Here is a 17,283-nt window from a genome sequence, read left to right on the forward strand (position 1 = left end):
GGCCCGCACCACATCACTGGAGGCACCCGCCGATGAGTCCCCCCGACCCGGCGGTCGACCGGGCCGAGACCCAAACCCTGGAACGGGGCGCCGACCGGGCACTCGTGGCGGCGGCCCGGCACAGTGGTGGGCGCACCGCCGCCATCCTCGGATGCACCGTGGCCGCCGCGGCGGCGGCACTCGGCGAACCCGCCGTCCTCGGCCACACCCTCGACCTGCTCCTGAGCGGCGCCCCGTCGGGCCTCACCTGGACGCTGCTGTGCGCCGCGGTCATCGCGGCCGAAGTGGTCCTGGACGCCGTCGCCGCCCGGCTGACCGGCGAGGTCGACGGGCGCACCACCGCCCGGCTGCGCAGGCTCGGGCTCGCCCGACTGCTGCGGACGGCCCCGCACCACGCGGCCCGCCACGCGTCCGGCGAGACCGCCGCGCGCCTGACCGCACACGCCACCGAGGCCGGCCGGGTCCCGGCCGCCGCCGCGCACGCCGTCGCCGCACTGCTGCCGCCCATCGGCGCGGTGGCCGCACTCTTCCTCATCGACGTGTGGACCGCGCTCGCCTTCCTCGCGGGCGTCCCGCTGCTGGTGCTCCTGCTGCGGGCCTTCGCCCGCGACACCCTCACCAGCGTCGGCCGCTACCAGCAGGTGCAGCTCGCGACCGCCGGCCGGCTCCAAGAGGCACTGGCCGGAGCGCGCACCATCGCCGCCGCCGGCAGCGCCGACCGCGAACGCGCGCGGATCCTTGCCCGGTTGCCGGAGCTCGGCACCGAGGGCAGGCGGATGTGGCAGGTCTACGGCGGTACGACGGCCCGGTCCGCGGCCCTGATGCCGATGCTCCTGTACGTGGTCCTCGCGGTCGGCGGCATCCGCCTCGCGGCCGGAGCCATCGGGGTCGGCGAACTCCTCGCCGCCGTACGGTACGCGGGCCTCGCGGCCGGGGTCGGGGCCGTGACCGGAGGGCTGGCCGCCGTGGTCCGCGGCCGCGCCGCCGCCCGGCGGACCGCCGCCCTGCTGGCCCTGCCCGTACTGGGTCACGGCGGGCGGGAGCTGCCGGAGGGCGGCCCCGGCACGCTGGAACTGCGGGGCGTGCGGGTCGTGCGCGGCGGATCGACGGTCCTGCACGACATCAGCCTGGTGATCCCGGGAGGCAGCACGGTGGCGGTGGTGGGCCGGTCCGGCGCGGGTAAGACGCTGTTCGCCGCCGTGGCCGGCCGGCTCACCGACCCCGACGCCGGCCAGGTCCTGCTGGACGGCGTACCCCTGCGGGAGGTCACCGCCGAGGCGCTGCGCCGCGAGGTCGGGTACGCCTTCGACCGGCCCGTGCTGCTCGGGGACACGGTCGGGGAAGCGATCGCCTTCGGCGCGGGTGGGGACCCCGGCCGGAGGGCCGTCCGCGCCGCGGCCCGTGCCGCGGGCGCCGACCTGTTCGTACGGCGCCTGCCCCACGGGTACGGCACGCGCCTCGCCGAAGCCCCACTGTCCGGCGGCGAGTTCCAACGCCTCGGCCTGGCACGGGTGTTCTGCCGTGCGGGCCGGCTGCTCGTGCTGGACGACGCCACCTCCAGCCTGGACACCGTCACGGCCCGGCAGGTGGAGCGGGCGCTCGCCCACGAGATCCGGCCCGGCACCCGGATCGTGGTCGCGCACCGCCTCTCGTCCGCCGTCCGCGCCGACCTCGTCGTATGGCTGGAGGACGGGCGGATGCGGGCGGCGGGCACCCACGGCGAGCTGTGGCGGCAGGACCCGGACTACCGGGCGGTGTTCGCCGCCGAGGAGCACGCGGACACCGAAGGGAAGGCGGCAACGGAATCGGCAACGGAAGAAGCGGCAACGGAAGCGGCAACGGAAGCGGCAACGGAAGCGGCAGCGGAGGCGGCGCGGTGACCCGGGGCGGCAGCGCGGGCGGCTCCGTGACGCCGAGCGGCGGCGGAAGCGGCGCGGTGACCGAGGGCGAGGCATGGCGCCGGGTGGCCCCCGAGGGCCGCCGCTTCCTGCGCGGACGCAAGCGCGCGGTGGGACGGCTGGCGGCATGGTCGCTGCTCGAATCCGCGCACACCTTCCTCGGGGGCTACGGCGTGGCCCGCGCCCTCGACGACGGCTTCCTCGCCGGCCGCACCGGCACCGGTCTCGTCTGGCTGGCCGCCGCCGGAGTCGGCGCCCTGCTCGGCGGGTTCGCGCTGCGCGGTGTGTTCGCCGGACTCGCCGACCTCGTGGAGCCGCTGCGGGACGGCCTGGTCCGGCGGGCGGTCCGGCAGGCCCTGGACCGCGCGCTCGCCGACCCGGCCCGCACGCCCGACACCGGAGCCGTGTCCCGGCTCACGCAGCAGGCGGAGATGGCCCGGGACTCCTTCGCGGGGCTGGTCCTGACCACACGTTCGTTCGTCTTCACCGCCGTGGGCGCCCTCGCGGGCATGGCGGCCCTGGCGCCCGCGCTGCTGCTGGTCGTACTGCCCCCGCTGCTGCTGGGCATCGCCGCCTTCCTGGCCACCCTCCGCCCCATGGCCTGCGTACAACGCCTGTACCTGGACGCCGACGAGGCGCTGTCGGACCGGGTGGGGGAGGTGGCGGACGGGCTGCGCGACATCGTCGCCTGCGGTGGACAGGCGGCGGCGGAAGCCCGGGTGGAACCGCTGATCGCGACCCAGGAGCGGCTGGCGCGCACGCTCGCGCGCTGGGCGGCCCTGCGCACCCTGGCCCTGGGGACGGCGGGCCGGCTGCCGGTGATCGCCCTGCTCGCCGCGACCCCCTGGCTGCTCGGGCAGGGGATCACCGCCGGGACGCTGGCCGGCGGTCTCACGTACGTGGTCACGGCGCTGCTTCCCGCCCTCAACTCCCTGATGACGGCGCTCGGTTCGGCCGGTACCCGACTGCTGGTGGTCCTCGAACGCTTCTGTGACCCGCCGCCGCAGGCCCCGCACGCCCACCGTGCGCCGGAGCCGCGGGCGCCCGTCCACACCGGCACCGGCCGGCGGACACCTGCGGCGGCCGAGCTCCGGGGCGTCACCTTCGCCTACGGCCCCGGTGCGGCCCCCGTGCTCGACGGCCTCGACCTGGTGGTGCGGCCGGGCGAGCACCTCGCCGTGGTCGGGCCCAGCGGCATCGGCAAGTCCACGCTCACCGCGCTGCTCGCCGGGATGCTGCCGCCCGACGCGGGGACGGTCCTCCTCGCCGGAGCGCCCGCCCGCCGGGAGCCGGGCGCCGGCGGACCGGACCCGCGGCGGACCCTGCTGCCGCAGCAGGCCTACGTGTTCACCGGCACCGTGCGCGAGAACCTCACCCACCTGAACCACCCGTGCCACCCGTCCCCGGGGCCGGCCGCGGCACTCGGGGACGCCGAGGTGCGACGGGCGGTCGCCGCCCTGGGCCTGGAACAGCTGGTCGAGCGCCTGGGTGGCCTGGACGGAGAGGTGTCCCCCCGGGAGCTGTCCCGGGGTGAGAGCCAGCATCTCGCACTGGCCGCCGCCTACCTCTCGCCGGCGCCGCTGCTGCTCCTCGACGAGGCCACCTGCCACCTGGACCCGCGTACGGAGGAGTGGGTCGAACGGGCCCTCGCGGACCGTCCCGGCACCCTCGTCGTCGTGGCCCACCGCGTCTCGTCCGCTGCCCGCGCCGACCGGGTCCTCGTCCTCGACGGGACCCGTGCCGTGTGCGGTACGCATGCGGAACTTCCGGCCAGGTCACCCCTGTACCGCGATCTGGTGGGGGAGTGGAACGGGACCGCGGAGGCATGACGCGGTCCTCGCCCCGGTGCGCGGAGGATCAGACCCAGCCCTCCCGCCGGGAGATCCGGATCGCGTCGATGAGATTGCGCGCACCGGTCTTGCGGGTCGCCGCCGCCATGTAGTTGCGCACCGTTCCGCTGGCCAGGTGCAGGGCGCGGGCGATCTCGACGATGGAGTCGCCCTCGGCGGCGCGGGCAAGCACACTGACCTCGCGCGGGCTCAGCGGTACGGGATCTGCCTGCATGAAGGCGGAGGCCAGGGAGGCGTCGATGAACCGTTCCCCGGCGGCGACCTTCCGGACGGCCCGTACGAGGCGGCCCGGCGAGCCGTCCTTGTCGACGTAGCCGCGGGCCTCGGCCCGGAAGGCGCGGTGCAGCGAACCGGGCGCGACGGTCGAGGCCAGTACCAGGACCGAGGACGGGGACGCGAGGACCTGGCGGTCCGCGCGCCGTTCGTCGGCCAGGACGGCCGTCGTCCCCGGACAGTCGAGGTCGACGACCGTCACGTCTGGTCGTAAGGATTCGGCCTGGCGCACCGCGGTCCGCCAGCCCGCCGAGGTGACCTCGAAGGGCCCTTCGGATCTCAGCAGGGCGGCCAGGGCCGACCTGACCAGGCTGACGCTGTGCAGGACGAGGACCTTCGTCATCGTGCGCTCTCCTCGGTAGACGAACCAGCTGCACCACGCGGGTGCCCCCGTACAGGGGTGATGGAACGCCACTGCGGGGGGCGCGGAGGGGCGTACGCGCAACTTGGCCGAGATACCCAAGGATTCCCGCTTCCGTTCGGCGGGTTACCCACTTGAAGACCGGCCCGGCACCACTACGCCCCGCTCCGTCCGGCCCCGTCCGCGCCCGGGAGGCCCGGACGCGGTCCGTCCGATCCGCCCGATCCAGCCGATCCGGCCCGCGGCCGCGCCGTTCGCCGCGGTCAGACCATGCCGCGCCAGGCGCCGGTCTCGGCCCCGCGCGACTCGATGAACAGCTTGAACCGCTTCAGGTCGCCCACGACCTGGCGCTTGACGAAGCCGAGCTTGTCGGCGGCCGATTCGGCCAGCCCGTCCGGCACCCAGTTCATGTGCAGGACGATCTTGGTGGTGGTCGCGTCGATCGGCTGGAAGGTGACGAGCCCGGCCTGGCGGGCCTCTCCGTCCACCGTCATCCACGCGACGCGCCGGTCCGGAAGCTGCTCGGTGATCTGGGCGTCGAACTCGCGCTGCACACCGTTCACGTTCGTCACCCAGTGGGTGAGCGTGTCCGTGCGCTGCTCGATGCGCTCGACCCCCTCCATGAAGGCGGGGAACTCCTCGAACTGCGTCCACTGGTTGTAGGCCGTGCGAACCGGGACGTTGACCTCGACATACTCCTCGACGTGCGACATGCGTGCACCCCTTCCGTGTCGTCGGCAGCCCCGCGGCGTGCGGGGCAGTCGTCCGTCAGGACGTCTCGAAGCGCGGTTGCCCACCGCCGGGCACCCCATGCACCACGGCATGCGGCGGGCTCGCGGCCCCGCAGGCCCGATGATGCCCGCCCCGCCTGCCCCGTCCGGCGCTCGCGAAACGGTGTCGAGAGGGGAAGTGGCGACGATTACAAGGGCAGTTCACGCCCGATGTGAGAAGTTACGGTCTCGTTATAATCGCTCTCGATGGGTGGATATGCCCCGACAAATCCACCCATTCGGGTCACTGGCGAAGGCGAATGAAGGGATCCTCCGGGCCGCGCTAACTATCACGTCTGGTCGCAGTATGGAACCCCTCAGGCCCATGCAATTTGGGCTTGTGCTGGGTAACTTCCCTCCGCATGACCACTGCACCCGCAGACCTGGCCCGCAGCCGAAGCGGCTTCCCGGAACTTCCGGCGGAGCTGGCCTTCGACCGCCCGAACGAGGCAGACGGAGCCTCCCTCTGGCGCATCGCCCGCGACTCCGAAGTCCTGGACCTGAACTCCCCGTACAGCTACCTCCTCTGGTGCCGCGATTTCGCCGCGACCTCCGCGGTGGCCCGCGACCCGAGCGGACGGCCCGCCGGATTCGTCAGCGGATACCGGCGGCCCGAGGCCCCCGGCACCCTGTTCGTCTGGCAGGTCGCCGTCGACGAGGCCGTGCGCGGTCGGGGAGTGGCCGCGGCGATGCTCGACGGACTGTCCGCCCGCGAGGCGCGCCGCCCGGCCGGCCTGCGCTGCCTGGAGACGACCATCGAGCGCGGAAACACCGCTTCGGAGCGCCTGTTCACCTCGTACGCCGCCCGCCACGGAGCCTCGCTCACCCGCGAAGTGCTCTTCGAGCCCGGGCACTTCCCCGAGGGCGAGGCGCACGCCACCGAAGTGCTCCACCGCATCACGCTGCCCGGCTTCTGAGGTCCGGGCCCGCAGGCCTTCTTCGCCGGTCCACCGCACCACCCGCGTGGCGGTCCCGCACAGCGGAGCCACGCCCCACAACGTTTGGAGAGCGCATGACCATCACAGAGCCGCTTCTGAGTGTCTTCGAGACGGTGGAGTCGGAGGTCCGCAGCTACTGCCGCGCCTGGCCGACCGTCTTCGAGACGGCGAGCGGCAGCCGGCTGCACGACGAACGGGGCCGCGAGTACCTCGACTTCTTCGCCGGAGCCGGATCGCTCAACTACGGCCACAACAACCCCGTACTGAAGCGCGCCCTCCTCGACTACATCGAACGGGACGGCATCACCCACGCCCTGGACATGTCGACGACCGCCAAACGCGACTTCCTGGAGGCCTTCCAGTCCGCGATCCTCGCCCCGCGCGGCCTCCCGTACAAGGTCATGTTCCCCGGCCCGACCGGCACCAACGCCGTCGAGTCGGCGCTGAAGCTCGCACGGAAGGTCAAGGGCCGCGAAGCGGTCGTCTCCTTCACCAACGCCTTCCACGGAATGTCCCTCGGCTCGCTCGCGGTCACGGGCAACGCCTTCAAACGGGCCGGTGCGGGCATCCCCCTCGTCCACACCACCCCCATGCCCTTCGACAACTACCTCGGCGGCCGGGTACCGGACTTCATCTGGTTCGAACGGCTCCTGGAGGACCAGGGATCCGGCCTGAACCAGCCCGCCGCCGTGATCGTGGAAACCGTCCAGGGAGAGGGCGGTGTCAACGTCGCCCGCGCCGAGTGGCTGCAACAGCTCGCGGACCTGTGCCGGCGCCGCGACATGCTCCTCATCGTCGACGACGTCCAGATGGGCTGCGGCCGTACCGGAAGCTTCTTCTCCTTCGAGGACGCCGGCATCACCCCGGACATCGTGACGGTGTCCAAGTCCATCAGCGGCTACGGACTCCCCATGGCGCTCTGCCTGTTCAAGCCGGACCTGGACATCTGGGAGCCCGGCGAGCACAACGGCACCTTCCGCGGCAACAACCCGGCCTTCGTCACGGCCACCGCCGCCCTGGAGACCTACTGGCGCGACGGCCTCCTCCAGCAGCGCACCCTCGCCCACGGCAGCCGCATCGACGCGGCCCTGCGCGAGCTCTGCTCCGACCCGGGCCTGGGCGCGAGCCACCGCGGCAAGGGCATGGTCTGGGGCATCGAGTTCGAGGAGGGGAAGCGGGCGGCCGAGGTGTGCGGGCGGGCCTTCGAGCACGGCCTCCTCGTCGAGACCTCCGGCCCCGAGAGCGAGGTGGTCAAGCTGCTGCCGCCGCTCACCCTGTCGCCCGCCGAGCTGGACGAGGGGCTGGAGATCCTCACCCGCTCGGTCCGCGAGACGGCCTGAGCACAGGCCACAGGCCACGGGCCACAGGCCACGGGTCACAGGCGTCGGAAGAAAGGCAAGACCAGCATGATCGTCCGTTCCTTCAAGGACATCGAGGGCACCGAGCGGCACGTGAAGGCCGCCTCCGGGACCTGGGAGAGCAAGCGCATCGTCCTCGCCCGCGAGCGCGTCGGCTTCTCCCTGCACGAGACGGTGCTCTACGCCGGGACGGTGACGTCGATGTGGTACGCGAACCACGTCGAGGCCGTCGTGTGCGTGGAGGGCGAAGCGGAACTCACCGACGAGGAGACGGGCGAGACGTACCGCATCACGCCCGGAACCATGTACCTGCTCGACGGCCACGAGCGCCACACCCTGCGCGTCGAACGGGACTTCCGCTGCCTGTGCGTCTTCAACCCGCCCGTCACCGGACGCGAGGACCACGACGAGAACGGCGTCTACCCGCTGCTCACCGAGCCGGACCACGCCTGACGCCCGACCGGCCGGCCCGAGTGCAGCGGCACCGGCGCGGGCACGGGAACGGGCACTGAAACGGATGACGAGAGGAGAGGCAGGCAACACCATGAGCACCACTACCGAGCGCATCGCGGACCTCTACCCGACCAGGGGCGCCGAGGAGGCCCTGATCGGCCGCAAGGACCCCGTCATATGGTCGGCCCCCGGAACTCCGGGACCCCTGTGGCGGCGTGAACTGGAGGAGTTCGAGCAGCACGGGTTCCACCCGGTGGAGCAGCTCGTCACGCCCGAGGAGGTCGAGGTCTACCGGAGCGAGCTGGACCGCCTGGTCGCCGATCCCTCGGTGCGCGCCGACGAGCGCTCGATCATCGAGCCCACCTCGCAGGAGGTCCGCTCGGTCTTCGAAGTCCACCGGATCAGCGAGGTCTTCGCCCGGCTCGCGGCGGACCCCCGCGTCGTGGGGACGGCCCGCCAGATCCTCGGTTCGGACGTCTACCTGCACCAGTCCCGGATCAACGTGAAGCCCGGCTTCGGAGCCCGCGGGTTCTACTGGCACTCCGACTTCGAGACCTGGCACGCGGAGGACGGACTGCCGAACATGAGGACCGTCTCGGTGTCGATCGCGCTGACCCCGAACCACCCCACCAACGGCGGGCTCATGATCATGCCCGGCTCGCACCGGACCTTCCTGGGCTGCGCGGGCGAGACGCCGAAGGACAACTACAAGAAGTCCCTGCAGATGCAGGACGCGGGCACGCCCTCGAACGAGGCCCTCGCGAAGTTCGCGGAGGCCTGCGGGATCCGCCTGTTCACGGGGCAGGCCGGCTCGGCCACCTGGTTCGACTGCAACGCGATGCACGGCTCCGGCGACAACATCACGCCCTACCCGCGCAGCAACGTCTTCTTCGTGTTCAACAGCGTCGAGAACGCCCCCGTCGAGCCCTTCGCCGCTCCCGTCCGCCGCCCCGGATTCATCGCCGCGCGGGACGTGACCCCCGTGCGCTGACGGGCGCGCGCACCTCCGCGTACACCCCCATCGCCGCCGACCGGCGGGGGGCACGGTCCCGACGGGCCGCGCCCCCCGCCGTCGCGGTGTTTCCGGGGTCCGGCGGGCCCGGACTCAGCCGGCGGGTGCGGGGGCCGGCGCGGTCGTGGCCGCGGTGGTCTCGCGGAGCACGCCTATCTTGTCGATGCGGTGCTCGGGGTTGCCCTGGGCGTCGCTCCAGAAGTTCCCCTTGGCGTGGTCCTCAGGGGTGGCGCAGGTCGAGAGCGTGATCATGGCCTGGGTGGGCGCGGCCCCGGGCTTCCCGGGCACGGCGGCGCGCTGCTCGCTCAGCGAGAGCTCGGACCGGAAGGACGTCTCGCGGGTCGCGACTATCTCGTACGTGTGCACCACGCCACCCACCGTGACCAGGACCTCGTCGCCCTCCTTCACGGCGGGCAGGTCGCGCAGCGGTCCGCCCGCCGACAGGCGGTGCGCGGTGACCAGGAAGTTCCCGACCTGCCCGGGTCCGACGCCGCCCCGCTTCCCGTACGGGCTGGCGGCGACGCCCCGGTCCTGGATGCGGGTGCCGGGGACGTCGTCGGTGGTGCCCTCGTACGGGACCACCCGCAGCCCGGAGACACCCGCCGAGGGTATCGACAGCGTGGACTCCCGGGGCTGCGCGGTGGCGGCGGGGGACGGCTCCGGCGCGGCCGTGGCCGGCGGGGCCGCCGGGGCAGGGGCGGCCGGAGCCGACACCGGCGCCGCTGCCGCCCGCACCGGGCCGGCCGGACTTGCCGGACCTGCGGCGGCCTCGGGTGCGCAGGCCGCCAGCAGGGCGGTCGCGGCGGCGGCCAGTACGGCGACGGCGGCTCGGTGCGGGTAGGGCAGGGGCATCAGGGTGTTCCGTGTCGCTCGGTCGGCAGGATCGCGGGCTGTGGGTCGTACGGCGGCGCGCTGACCCCGGCCCGCTCCGACAGAGTGACATACGGAGCAAGCCGTACATAAGGCCCTGCGGGCCGGTGATGTCAGCGGGCCGCGCCGAAGCTCTGGGTCCAGTAGGAGTTCGGCTGTGCGAGGCCGACGCCGATCTCCTTGAACGAGCAGTTGAGGATGTTCTCCCGGTGCCCGGGGCTGTTCATCCAGCCGGTCATGACCTGCTCGGGCGTGCTGTAGCCGTAGGCGACGTTCTCGCCGTAGGTCATCCAGGCGTAGCCGGCGCGCGTGATGCGCTGGCCCGGGTCCGAGCCGTCGGATCCGGTGTGCGACATGTTGGAGTGCGCGGCCATGTCCTTGCTGTGGTTCAGCGCGGCGGTCGTCAGCTTCGCATTGACGGTCAGGGCCGAGCAGCCGGCCTTGGCGCGCTCCTGGTTCACCAGCGCCACCACCTCGGCGGCCGGGCCGGACGGCGCGGCGGTCGGCGGGGTGCTCGGCTGCTTGGGCTTGGCCGGGGGCTTGGGCTTGGCCGGGGCCGGCTCGGCGGGCCGCGGAGCCGCGGGGGGCTCCGTCGTCGCGGCGGGCGGCTCGACCGGCTGCGGCTCCACGGGGGGCTGCTCCGCCGGTGCCGTCGGCACGGGAGCCTCGACGGGGGCCGCCACGGGGTCGGCCTGGGTCTGGAGCGGCACGGTGGGCGACGGCGCGCCGGGGGAGTAGTGGCGGGAGCCCTGCCTCTCGGAGGCCCTCGCCCCGGCCGTCTCCTGCGTGTCGAAACAGGCGATCGCGGCCGTGGGTACGGCCACGATGCCGAGGGTGACGGCGGCGATCGATATCTTCCGGTAGTGCTTCTTCTTGCGGTGCTTCTGCATGCTGGCCTCACCTGGTCTCTCTGCGAAGCGTCCTGCGCCTGAGGTGCCGGAGCGCCGGGCGGGCCGCCATTCTTAGAAGGCCGGTGAGGGGCTGGCAAGTCTCGGCGCCGACCCGTGCGGCAGCGCCGTACGCCGGGCTTGAAAAGGGTGCGGAGACGTGCTGGCAGGGTGTGCGCGAGACCGCCGGCAGGGGACGAGAACCATCAGAAACGCTTGTGACGTGGCGCGTTGCCGAAGGTCTCGCCATTCCCGGAAATACCCATTTCGGCGGGCACGGGGAATGTCGACTCCGGTCGGACAAATCTCGACATTTCCATAAGCCCTTAATGGACGTAATGCTTCCGTGACCCTTGGGCCCGCTGTGATGCATGTCACCGTTTCGCAGCGCAACCAGAGGCGCTGCCGGACCACCCGGGCCCCGGGCGGGACCACGTGTCACGCAGTGGCCGAAGCCACAGGCTCAGGACCGGGGAACGCGTATGCCGGCGACGAGCCGCTCGTGCATCGCCTCGACGCGCTCGTCCTTGACGACGTCCACGTAGTAGGAGCGGCCGGTGACGGTCTTGCCCTCGACGGGTGCGGAGGACTCCTGGACCGTTGCCTTGCCGGGGAGCTCGGCCGTGATGCCGGAGCGCGGATCCTTTACCTCCACCCACTCCACGGCGGGTACGGCCGCGCCGTGCCGAGCGTGACCGCCGTACGCGGCCGGCACTGTGGCCGTCACCGTGGCCGCGGTACCGGTGTGCGTCACCGCCGGGGCGGAGGACGCGGGGCCGGCCGCCAGCACGCCCCCGGCCGTCAGGAACGCCGAGGCGGAGAACGTCACGAGGTGCTGCCTGCGGGAGAGCCGGGTCATGCGGATCACTTCCTCCATCCCAGCGTCCGTCCGGACCGGTCCGGATGCATCCGCACGCATGCGAGCGCATCCGGACCCATCCGGACGCGTGCGCATGCGCCCGGCGGGCCGGCGGCCCCGTCCCGGGTGCGGCCGTCGGCGTGTCTGCGGTGCGGGGGTCCGGCCGGACGGTACGAGTGGCGGGGCGGGGCGGGGCGGGGCGCGGTGACGGTGCTGACGGCGAAGCGAAGCGAACGGGAGTCGTTGTGGCGATGGTCGGACTGTTCTGGGTCACTCCGGACGCGGTGTACGTGGGTTCGCCGCCGGCCGCCGACGGGGGCTGCGTCCGGCTGGGCGCCGACGGGCTGGAGGCCCGCGACCCCGACGGCTCGCGGTCGTGGGCGTGGGACGGACTGCGGGCCGCGGTCGTCGAGGACGTGCCCACCGAGGGCCCGGCGGGGCGCGCGCCGAAGTTCCTCGGGTCGATCGTCTCGGCCGCGGTCGGCGCCTTCCTCGGCGAGGGGCCGCCGGAGATGACGCTGCGGCTCGAGACCGAGTACGGGCCGCAGGAGCTGAAGGTCCACTCGGCGGCGGCCGGAGGGTACGGGGCCGAGGAGGCGGCGCTCTCGCAGGAGCTGCTGGCCCGCTTCGTGGCGGGAACCGCGGACCCGCGGGTCATCGAGGCCTGGGGCCGTGAACACGGCCCGGAGGGCACCCCGAAGCCGCGCGAGCGGGAGGCCTTGCTGCGGGCCTGGGCGGAGGGGTGACCCGGGCCGGCGCCCGACGGCATCCGGAACCGGGCCGCGGGCCCGGGAGCTGACGGTCGGTCTCGGCGGGCCCTGGCTCCGGTGGTTCCCGACGCCTCCGGCAGGATGACCCCGTGACCGCCCTGCCCGGAACCCGAGACCGTACCGCCGCCGGCCCGATGCGCACCCGCGCCGCGGCGGCCGGGGCCGCGGTGCTGACGGTCGGCGCCGGGCTCGGGCTGCGGGCCGTGACGGAGGGGAGCGTGGCCAAGTACGGCGGCGACGCGCTGTACACGGTCCTGATCCTGGCCCTCGTCGTGCTGGCCGCCCCGCGGCTGACGCCCGCGAGGGCCGCCGCGAGCGCGCTGGCCCTCAGCTGGGCGGTCGAGTTCCTCCAGCTCAGCGGGGTACCGGCGGAGCTGTCCGAGCGCAGCCTCGTCGCCCGCCTCGTCCTCGGGTCCACATTCAACGCGCCCGACCTGTTCTGGGACGGGGTCGGCGCGGGAGCGGGATGGCTCGTCCACACCGCGGTGCGGCAGCGGCGCCGACGGCGGCGCTGAACCGCTCAGAAGCGGGGCAGCGCCCCGACGATGCGGTTCCACACGGAGCGGGTGGCGCCGAATCCGCTCTCGTGCACCCAGACATGGGTGCACGCGGGGCACTGGAGGTGGAGCAGGCTGCCGGTGTTGGTGAGCAGGTAGCGCCAGTGGGTGGAGCAGGTCCGCCGTTGTTCGCAGGGCTCACAGCCCTGGGCGTCCGAGCACTTCGGGCAGGCCACCCAGGCGCGGCGGCCGGGGTCGGCCTGCGGGTCAAGCGGCAGCACGGCCGTCTCCCCTCGCGGGCAGCACACCGGCCGCGACCAGGTCGTCGTAGAGGCGCTGCTGCTGCGCGTCGAGTCCGGAGTACAGCAGGTCGTACGCGGCCTCCTCGCCGAGCAGCACCTCGACCGGATCCCAGTCCGGGCCCAGGGCTTCCATCACCTGGGCGCGCCGGAGCACCTCCTGTGAGGTGAGGTCCACCTCGAAGTCGACCAGCGCGGACGCGCCGGGGACGCTGGACGCGCCGGACGTGCCGGAGACGTCGGCTGCGCCGGGCTCGTCCGGGGCGGGGGTGGGGTCGTGGGGGGCCATGACATCGAACTTAGGTAACCCTTCCTTGCCCGGTCAAGGGAGGGTGGGCGGAGTCACAGACCACTGCCGCCGACGGACGGACACGGCCCGGTCCGGGCGCGCGCCGAACTGCGCCGATCCCCGGACCGGGATATCAAGGAGCGTGAAGGCGAGCGCGAGGCCCGGCGGTCGCCCACCACGGCTAAGGAGCACGTCTCGTGGAATTCGAGGTCAACGGCGTCCAGCGCACAGTGGACGTGGACGACGATCCCACCGCCGTGGACGTGGTGCGCGACCGGCTGGGGCTGACCGGCACCAAGCTGGTCTGCGCGGGCGGAGTGTGCGGGGCCTGCACGATCCAGGTCGACGGTGAGCCCCGCGTGTCCTGCCTGACGCCGGCGGCCGTGCTGGCCGGCCGGCGGGTGACGACGGTCGAGGGCCTGGCCGGCCACCCGGTGGGACGCGCCTTCGCCGGCGAGGACGCCCTCCAGTGCGGCTACTGCACGCCCGGGTTCGTGGTCGAGGCGGCGGCCTTCTTCGAGCGGTGGCGGGCCGAGCACGGCCGCACCCGGCCGGGGCGGGAGCAGATCGCGGACGCGCTGGCGGGCCACCTGTGCCGCTGCGGCGCCTACGAGGGCATCTTCAGCGCGGTGGCCGCGGCCTGCGCGGGCGACTACGACCGGGCGCCGACCGGTGCGCAGGCCCAGGCCGTCCCGCGCGCCGAGGCCCCGGAGAAGGCCGACGGATCGGCCCGGTACACCACGGACCTGCGCCCCGAGGGCCTGCTGGAAGGGGTGATCATCCGCTCGCCGCACGCCCACGCGCACGTACGCTCCCTGGAGGCCGGGGACCTCCCGCTGGTGCCACTGCTGCCGCCCGACGGGGTCGTGCGGTACGTCGGACAGCCGGTGGCCGCGGTCGCGGCGCCGGACCGGGCCGCGGCGCGGGCGGCCGCGGCACGCGTCATGATCGACTACGAGGTGCTGCCGGCGGCCCTGGACGCAGGCCGGGCCCGCACCGGCGAGGGCCCGCTGGTCTACGAGGACAAGGCGGCGCGCAAGCGCGCACCGGGATCCGGCGAGACCCCCCAGCTGGTGCCCGCCCGCTGGCGCGGGAACCTGCGGGGACCCTCCGCGATGAACAAGCGCCCCGCCACCGCCGTGCGCCGCATCACCGAGGCCCGGAGCCGGAACCCCGAACGGGTGGTGGAGGCGGTCTTCACCACCGCCGCGCAGACCCACACCCCGCTCGAACCGCACGCCTGCCTGGCCCAGTGGGTCGACGGCACCCTCCACCTGGACGTGTCCACGCAGTCGGTGAAGCACACGGCCGAGCTGGCCGCCGAACGCTTCGGCCTGCCCGTCGACCGGGTGGTGGCGCGGGCCGTGCACGTGGGCGGAGGGTTCGGCTGCAAGATGGGGCTGACCTCCGATGTCGTCGCCGCGGTGGAGCTGGCCCGGCTGCACGGCGCCCCGGTACGGGTGGTGCTGGACCGGGACGAGGAGCTCACCGACGGCGGCTACCGGCCCGGCACCACGATCCGGCTGGCGATGGCCGCGGACGCGGCGGGCGACCTGAGTGCGCTGGCCATGGACGCGGACACCGACGGCGGGGTCTCGGTGGGCGGCGCCGTGGCGGCACTGGCCCGGTTCATGTACGGCAAGGCCCCGCGCCGCCTGCGCGACTTCGACACGCTCACCCACCGGCCTCCGGGCGCCCCCTTCCGCGGCCCGGGCGGTCCCACGATGTGCTGGGCCCTGGAGCAGGCCGTCGACGAGATGGCCCACCGCCTCGGCCAGGACCCGATCGCCCTGCGCCGGCGCTGGGACGGCAACCTCAAGCGGCACGCCCTGTACGACCGGGCCGCCTCGCTGCCCGTCTGGGCGGGCGCCCGCGGCGGCACCGGGCGGTTCCGCCGCGGCGTCGGCGTCGCGGCGGCCAACTGGCTGTACTTCCTCGATCCCGTCACCGAGGTCGAGCTCACCGTCGAGGACGGGATCGTCGTCGCCCGCTGCGCCGTGCAGGACATGGGCACGGGCTCGCGGACCGTACTGCGCCGGGCCGTCGCCGAGGGACTCGGCCTGCCGGAGGACCGGGTGCGCGCCGAGGTCGGCCACAGCGACTCCGTCCACGGCCCCACCTCCGGCGGCAGCCGCACCACGCCCTCCATCGTGCCCGCCGCCCTGGACGCCGCGGCCCGGCTGCGCGAAGCCCTCGGCGGCGGTGACGTCGCCGCCCGGCTGGCCGCCGCGCACGGCGTACGGGTGACCGGCAAGCGCCCCCGCGACCGCCGGGGCTACGTGTCCCCCTTCCCCCTGGGCGGTATCGCCATCGGCCGCGGCTTCACCGGATCGGTGCAGGTCGCGGAGGTCGAGGTGGACACGAGGCTCGGCCGGATCCGCCCGCTGCGCGTGTGGAGCGGCATCGCCGCGGGCCGCATCCACGAGGAGCGGCTGGCCCGGAGCCAGTGCGAGGGCGCCGTCGTACAGGGCGTCGGCTACGCCCTGTACGAGGAGCGGCGCACCGACCCGGTCACCGGGCGGGTGCTGACCGAGAACCTGGAGGACTACCGCATCCCCGGGATCGGCGACACCCCCGAGATCACCGTCCACTTCCATCAGGAGGGCTTCGACCACGTCCCGGGCGGCGGGGTCGGCCTCGGTGAGATCGCCACCCTGCCCACCGCGGCCTGCCTGGCGAACGCGGTGCACGATGCGACCGGCTGGCGCCCGTACGACTTGCCCATCCGCCCCGACCGGCTCCTGGAAGGACTGGGCACATGAGCACCGAGCCCGCCCTCACCGACCTCTCGGCCGCCGTCCTGGCCCGCGGCGGGGAGCTGCGCGCCGGCGGCACCGACACCACCGCCCGGCAGCGCAGCGGCGTCTCGCCCGGGCCGTTCACCGACCTCGACGGCATCGGCCGCCTGCGCGGCACCACGCCGCTGCCCGGCGGCGGGCTGCGGATCGGCGCGCTGACCACGCTCGCGGCGCTCGCCGCCGATCCGCAGGTGCGCGAAGGCTGGCCGGCCCTGGCGCTGGCCGCGGGGACGGCGGCCACTCCGCAGATCCGCGCCGCCGGCACCCTGGGCGGCAACCTGCTCCAGCGCAACCGCTGTTGGTACTTCCGCAATCCGCACGTCGGCTGCTTCCAGAAGGGCGGCACCGGCTGTCCCGCGCGCGAGGGCGACCACTACTTCGGCGTGGTCAGCGGAGACGGGCCCTGTGTGGCCCCGCACCCGTCCACCCTCGCGATGGCCCTGCTGGCCTACGATGCCGAGGTCGAGATCCACGGCGAATCCCCGCGCGGCGTGGCCGACTTGTACGGGGACGGCGACGGACTCCACCGCGCCGACCACCTGCTGGCACCGGACCGCATCCTCACCGGGGTGCGGCTGCCGACTTCCCTGCCCGGCGAACGGGCCGCCTACCACCGGTCGATCAGCCGGGCCCACGCCGAATGGCCCCTGGTCGAGGCGACCGCCCGGCTCGTGCTCGACGGCACCACGGTCACGCACGCCGCCGTCGCGGCGGGCGGGGTGGCGCGGGTCCCGCTGCGGCTGCCGGAGGTGGAGGCCGCCCTGATCGGCCGCGAGGCCACCCCCGGCCAACTCGCCGCGGCGGCCGCGAAGGTGCTCACCCGCTGCCGCCCGCTACCCCAGACCGGCTACAAGGCCGCCCTCTTCAGGGACACGGTCCTGGAAGCCCTGGAACAGGCCGCGGCCCCGTCCACCGCCGGCTAGGCCGCCGGGCCGTCCGCCGTGTTCGCCCCGAGCGGCCGCAGCGGCCCCACGAGATGTCGGGCCCCCGGCCCCAGTCCTGCGTCTTCACGAGCCGCCAGTCCTGGTTGACCGCGTTCCGGTGCGATCACCCGATATCCAGGCTAGTCGCGGCATTCCTCCCGTGCGTTCCGACAGTCCT

17 protein-coding genes are annotated in these 17,283 nt (G+C 74.0%); 10 read left to right on the top strand and 7 right to left on the bottom strand.

From position 1 onward, the window contains the following. Positions 1 to 32: 32 nt before the first annotated feature. On the top strand, positions 33 to 1,880 hold the full coding sequence (locus ACFWP3_RS20490) for an ABC transporter ATP-binding protein (RefSeq protein ID WP_384222916.1): 1,848 nt from the start codon (positions 33 to 35) through the stop codon (positions 1,878 to 1,880). Continuing rightward, positions 1,877 to 3,727: an ATP-binding cassette domain-containing protein gene (locus ACFWP3_RS20495; protein WP_384222918.1), complete on the top strand. Its 1,851-nt coding sequence runs from the start codon at positions 1,877 to 1,879 to the stop codon at positions 3,725 to 3,727. The genes ACFWP3_RS20490 and ACFWP3_RS20495 overlap by 4 nt, the downstream gene beginning before the upstream one ends. Positions 3,728 to 3,755: 28 nt before the next feature. On the opposite strand, the gene ACFWP3_RS20500 is transcribed toward ACFWP3_RS20495, so the two are convergent. Beyond that, on the bottom strand, positions 3,756 to 4,364 hold the full coding sequence (locus tag ACFWP3_RS20500) for a response regulator transcription factor (protein ID WP_384222920.1): 609 nt from the start codon (positions 4,362 to 4,364) through the stop codon (positions 3,756 to 3,758). A 281-nt stretch (positions 4,365 to 4,645) separates the two neighbouring features. Then, positions 4,646 to 5,095: an SRPBCC family protein gene (locus ACFWP3_RS20505; RefSeq protein WP_384222922.1), complete on the bottom strand. Its 450-nt coding sequence runs from the start codon at positions 5,093 to 5,095 to the stop codon at positions 4,646 to 4,648. Between the two features lie 419 nt (positions 5,096 to 5,514). On the opposite strand from ACFWP3_RS20505, the gene ectA reads away from it, so the two are divergent. From ectA to thpD, 4 genes are all read left to right on the top strand, one after another. After that, a complete protein-coding gene (gene ectA / locus ACFWP3_RS20510) occupies positions 5,515 to 6,069 on the top strand; it encodes a diaminobutyrate acetyltransferase (RefSeq protein ID WP_384222925.1) in 555 nt (184 codons plus the stop codon). Positions 6,070 to 6,164: 95 nt separating this feature from the next. After that, entirely contained in the window at positions 6,165 to 7,430 is a 1,266-nt protein-coding gene (ectB, locus tag ACFWP3_RS20515) for a diaminobutyrate--2-oxoglutarate transaminase (RefSeq protein WP_384222927.1), read from the top strand. A 66-nt stretch (positions 7,431 to 7,496) separates the two neighbouring features. Continuing rightward, positions 7,497 to 7,901: an ectoine synthase gene (locus tag ACFWP3_RS20520; RefSeq protein ID WP_384222929.1), complete on the top strand. Its 405-nt coding sequence runs from the start codon at positions 7,497 to 7,499 to the stop codon at positions 7,899 to 7,901. Between the two features lie 91 nt (positions 7,902 to 7,992). Next, positions 7,993 to 8,892 (top strand): ectoine hydroxylase, encoded by a 900-nt coding sequence (gene thpD, locus ACFWP3_RS20525; protein ID WP_384222931.1) that lies wholly within the window; start codon positions 7,993 to 7,995, stop codon positions 8,890 to 8,892. Between the two features lie 114 nt (positions 8,893 to 9,006). Here the strand turns inward: thpD and ACFWP3_RS20530 are convergent, their stop codons facing one another. The 3 genes from ACFWP3_RS20530 to ACFWP3_RS20540 form a co-directional block, all read right to left on the bottom strand. After that, entirely contained in the window at positions 9,007 to 9,765 is a 759-nt protein-coding gene (locus ACFWP3_RS20530; RefSeq protein ID WP_384222934.1) for a class E sortase, read from the bottom strand. A gap of 131 nt (positions 9,766 to 9,896) precedes the next feature. Continuing rightward, positions 9,897 to 10,673, bottom strand: a complete 777-nt coding sequence (locus tag ACFWP3_RS20535; RefSeq protein ID WP_384222937.1) for a CAP domain-containing protein — start codon at positions 10,671 to 10,673, stop codon at positions 9,897 to 9,899. Between the two features lie 460 nt (positions 10,674 to 11,133). Further along, a complete protein-coding gene (locus ACFWP3_RS20540; protein ID WP_384222939.1) occupies positions 11,134 to 11,547 on the bottom strand; it encodes a hypothetical protein in 414 nt (137 codons plus the stop codon). 227 nt (positions 11,548 to 11,774) lie between these two features. Between ACFWP3_RS20540 and ACFWP3_RS20545 the strand changes: the two genes are divergently transcribed. After that, positions 11,775 to 12,275 (top strand): hypothetical protein, encoded by a 501-nt coding sequence (locus ACFWP3_RS20545; RefSeq protein ID WP_384222942.1) that lies wholly within the window; start codon positions 11,775 to 11,777, stop codon positions 12,273 to 12,275. A 158-nt stretch (positions 12,276 to 12,433) separates the two neighbouring features. Continuing rightward, positions 12,434 to 12,814, top strand: a complete 381-nt coding sequence (locus ACFWP3_RS20550; RefSeq protein WP_384223029.1) for a DUF2809 domain-containing protein — start codon at positions 12,434 to 12,436, stop codon at positions 12,812 to 12,814. A 5-nt stretch (positions 12,815 to 12,819) separates the two neighbouring features. Here the strand turns inward: ACFWP3_RS20550 and ACFWP3_RS20555 are convergent, their stop codons facing one another. Next, complete coding sequence (locus tag ACFWP3_RS20555; protein ID WP_384222944.1) at positions 12,820 to 13,077, bottom strand: hypothetical protein; 258 nt, start codon at positions 13,075 to 13,077, stop codon at positions 12,820 to 12,822. Continuing rightward, positions 13,064 to 13,384 (bottom strand): DUF6400 family protein, encoded by a 321-nt coding sequence (locus ACFWP3_RS20560; protein ID WP_384222946.1) that lies wholly within the window; start codon positions 13,382 to 13,384, stop codon positions 13,064 to 13,066. The genes ACFWP3_RS20555 and ACFWP3_RS20560 overlap by 14 nt, the downstream gene beginning before the upstream one ends. A 197-nt stretch (positions 13,385 to 13,581) precedes the next feature. Here ACFWP3_RS20560 and ACFWP3_RS20565 point away from each other — a divergent pair, with 197 nt between their 5' ends. Both ACFWP3_RS20565 and ACFWP3_RS20570 read left to right on the top strand, forming a co-directional pair. After that, positions 13,582 to 16,146, top strand: coding sequence for a molybdopterin-dependent oxidoreductase (locus ACFWP3_RS20565; protein ID WP_384222948.1), 2,565 nt, complete (start codon positions 13,582 to 13,584; stop codon positions 16,144 to 16,146). After that, on the top strand, positions 16,143 to 17,105 hold the full coding sequence (locus ACFWP3_RS20570; protein WP_384222950.1) for an FAD binding domain-containing protein: 963 nt from the start codon (positions 16,143 to 16,145) through the stop codon (positions 17,103 to 17,105). The genes ACFWP3_RS20565 and ACFWP3_RS20570 overlap by 4 nt, the downstream gene beginning before the upstream one ends. The last annotated feature ends 178 nt before the right edge of the window (positions 17,106 to 17,283 follow it).

This window comes from Streptomyces sp. NPDC058525 (assembly GCF_042719495.1).
GTDB lineage: Bacteria > Actinomycetota > Actinomycetes > Streptomycetales > Streptomycetaceae > Streptomyces.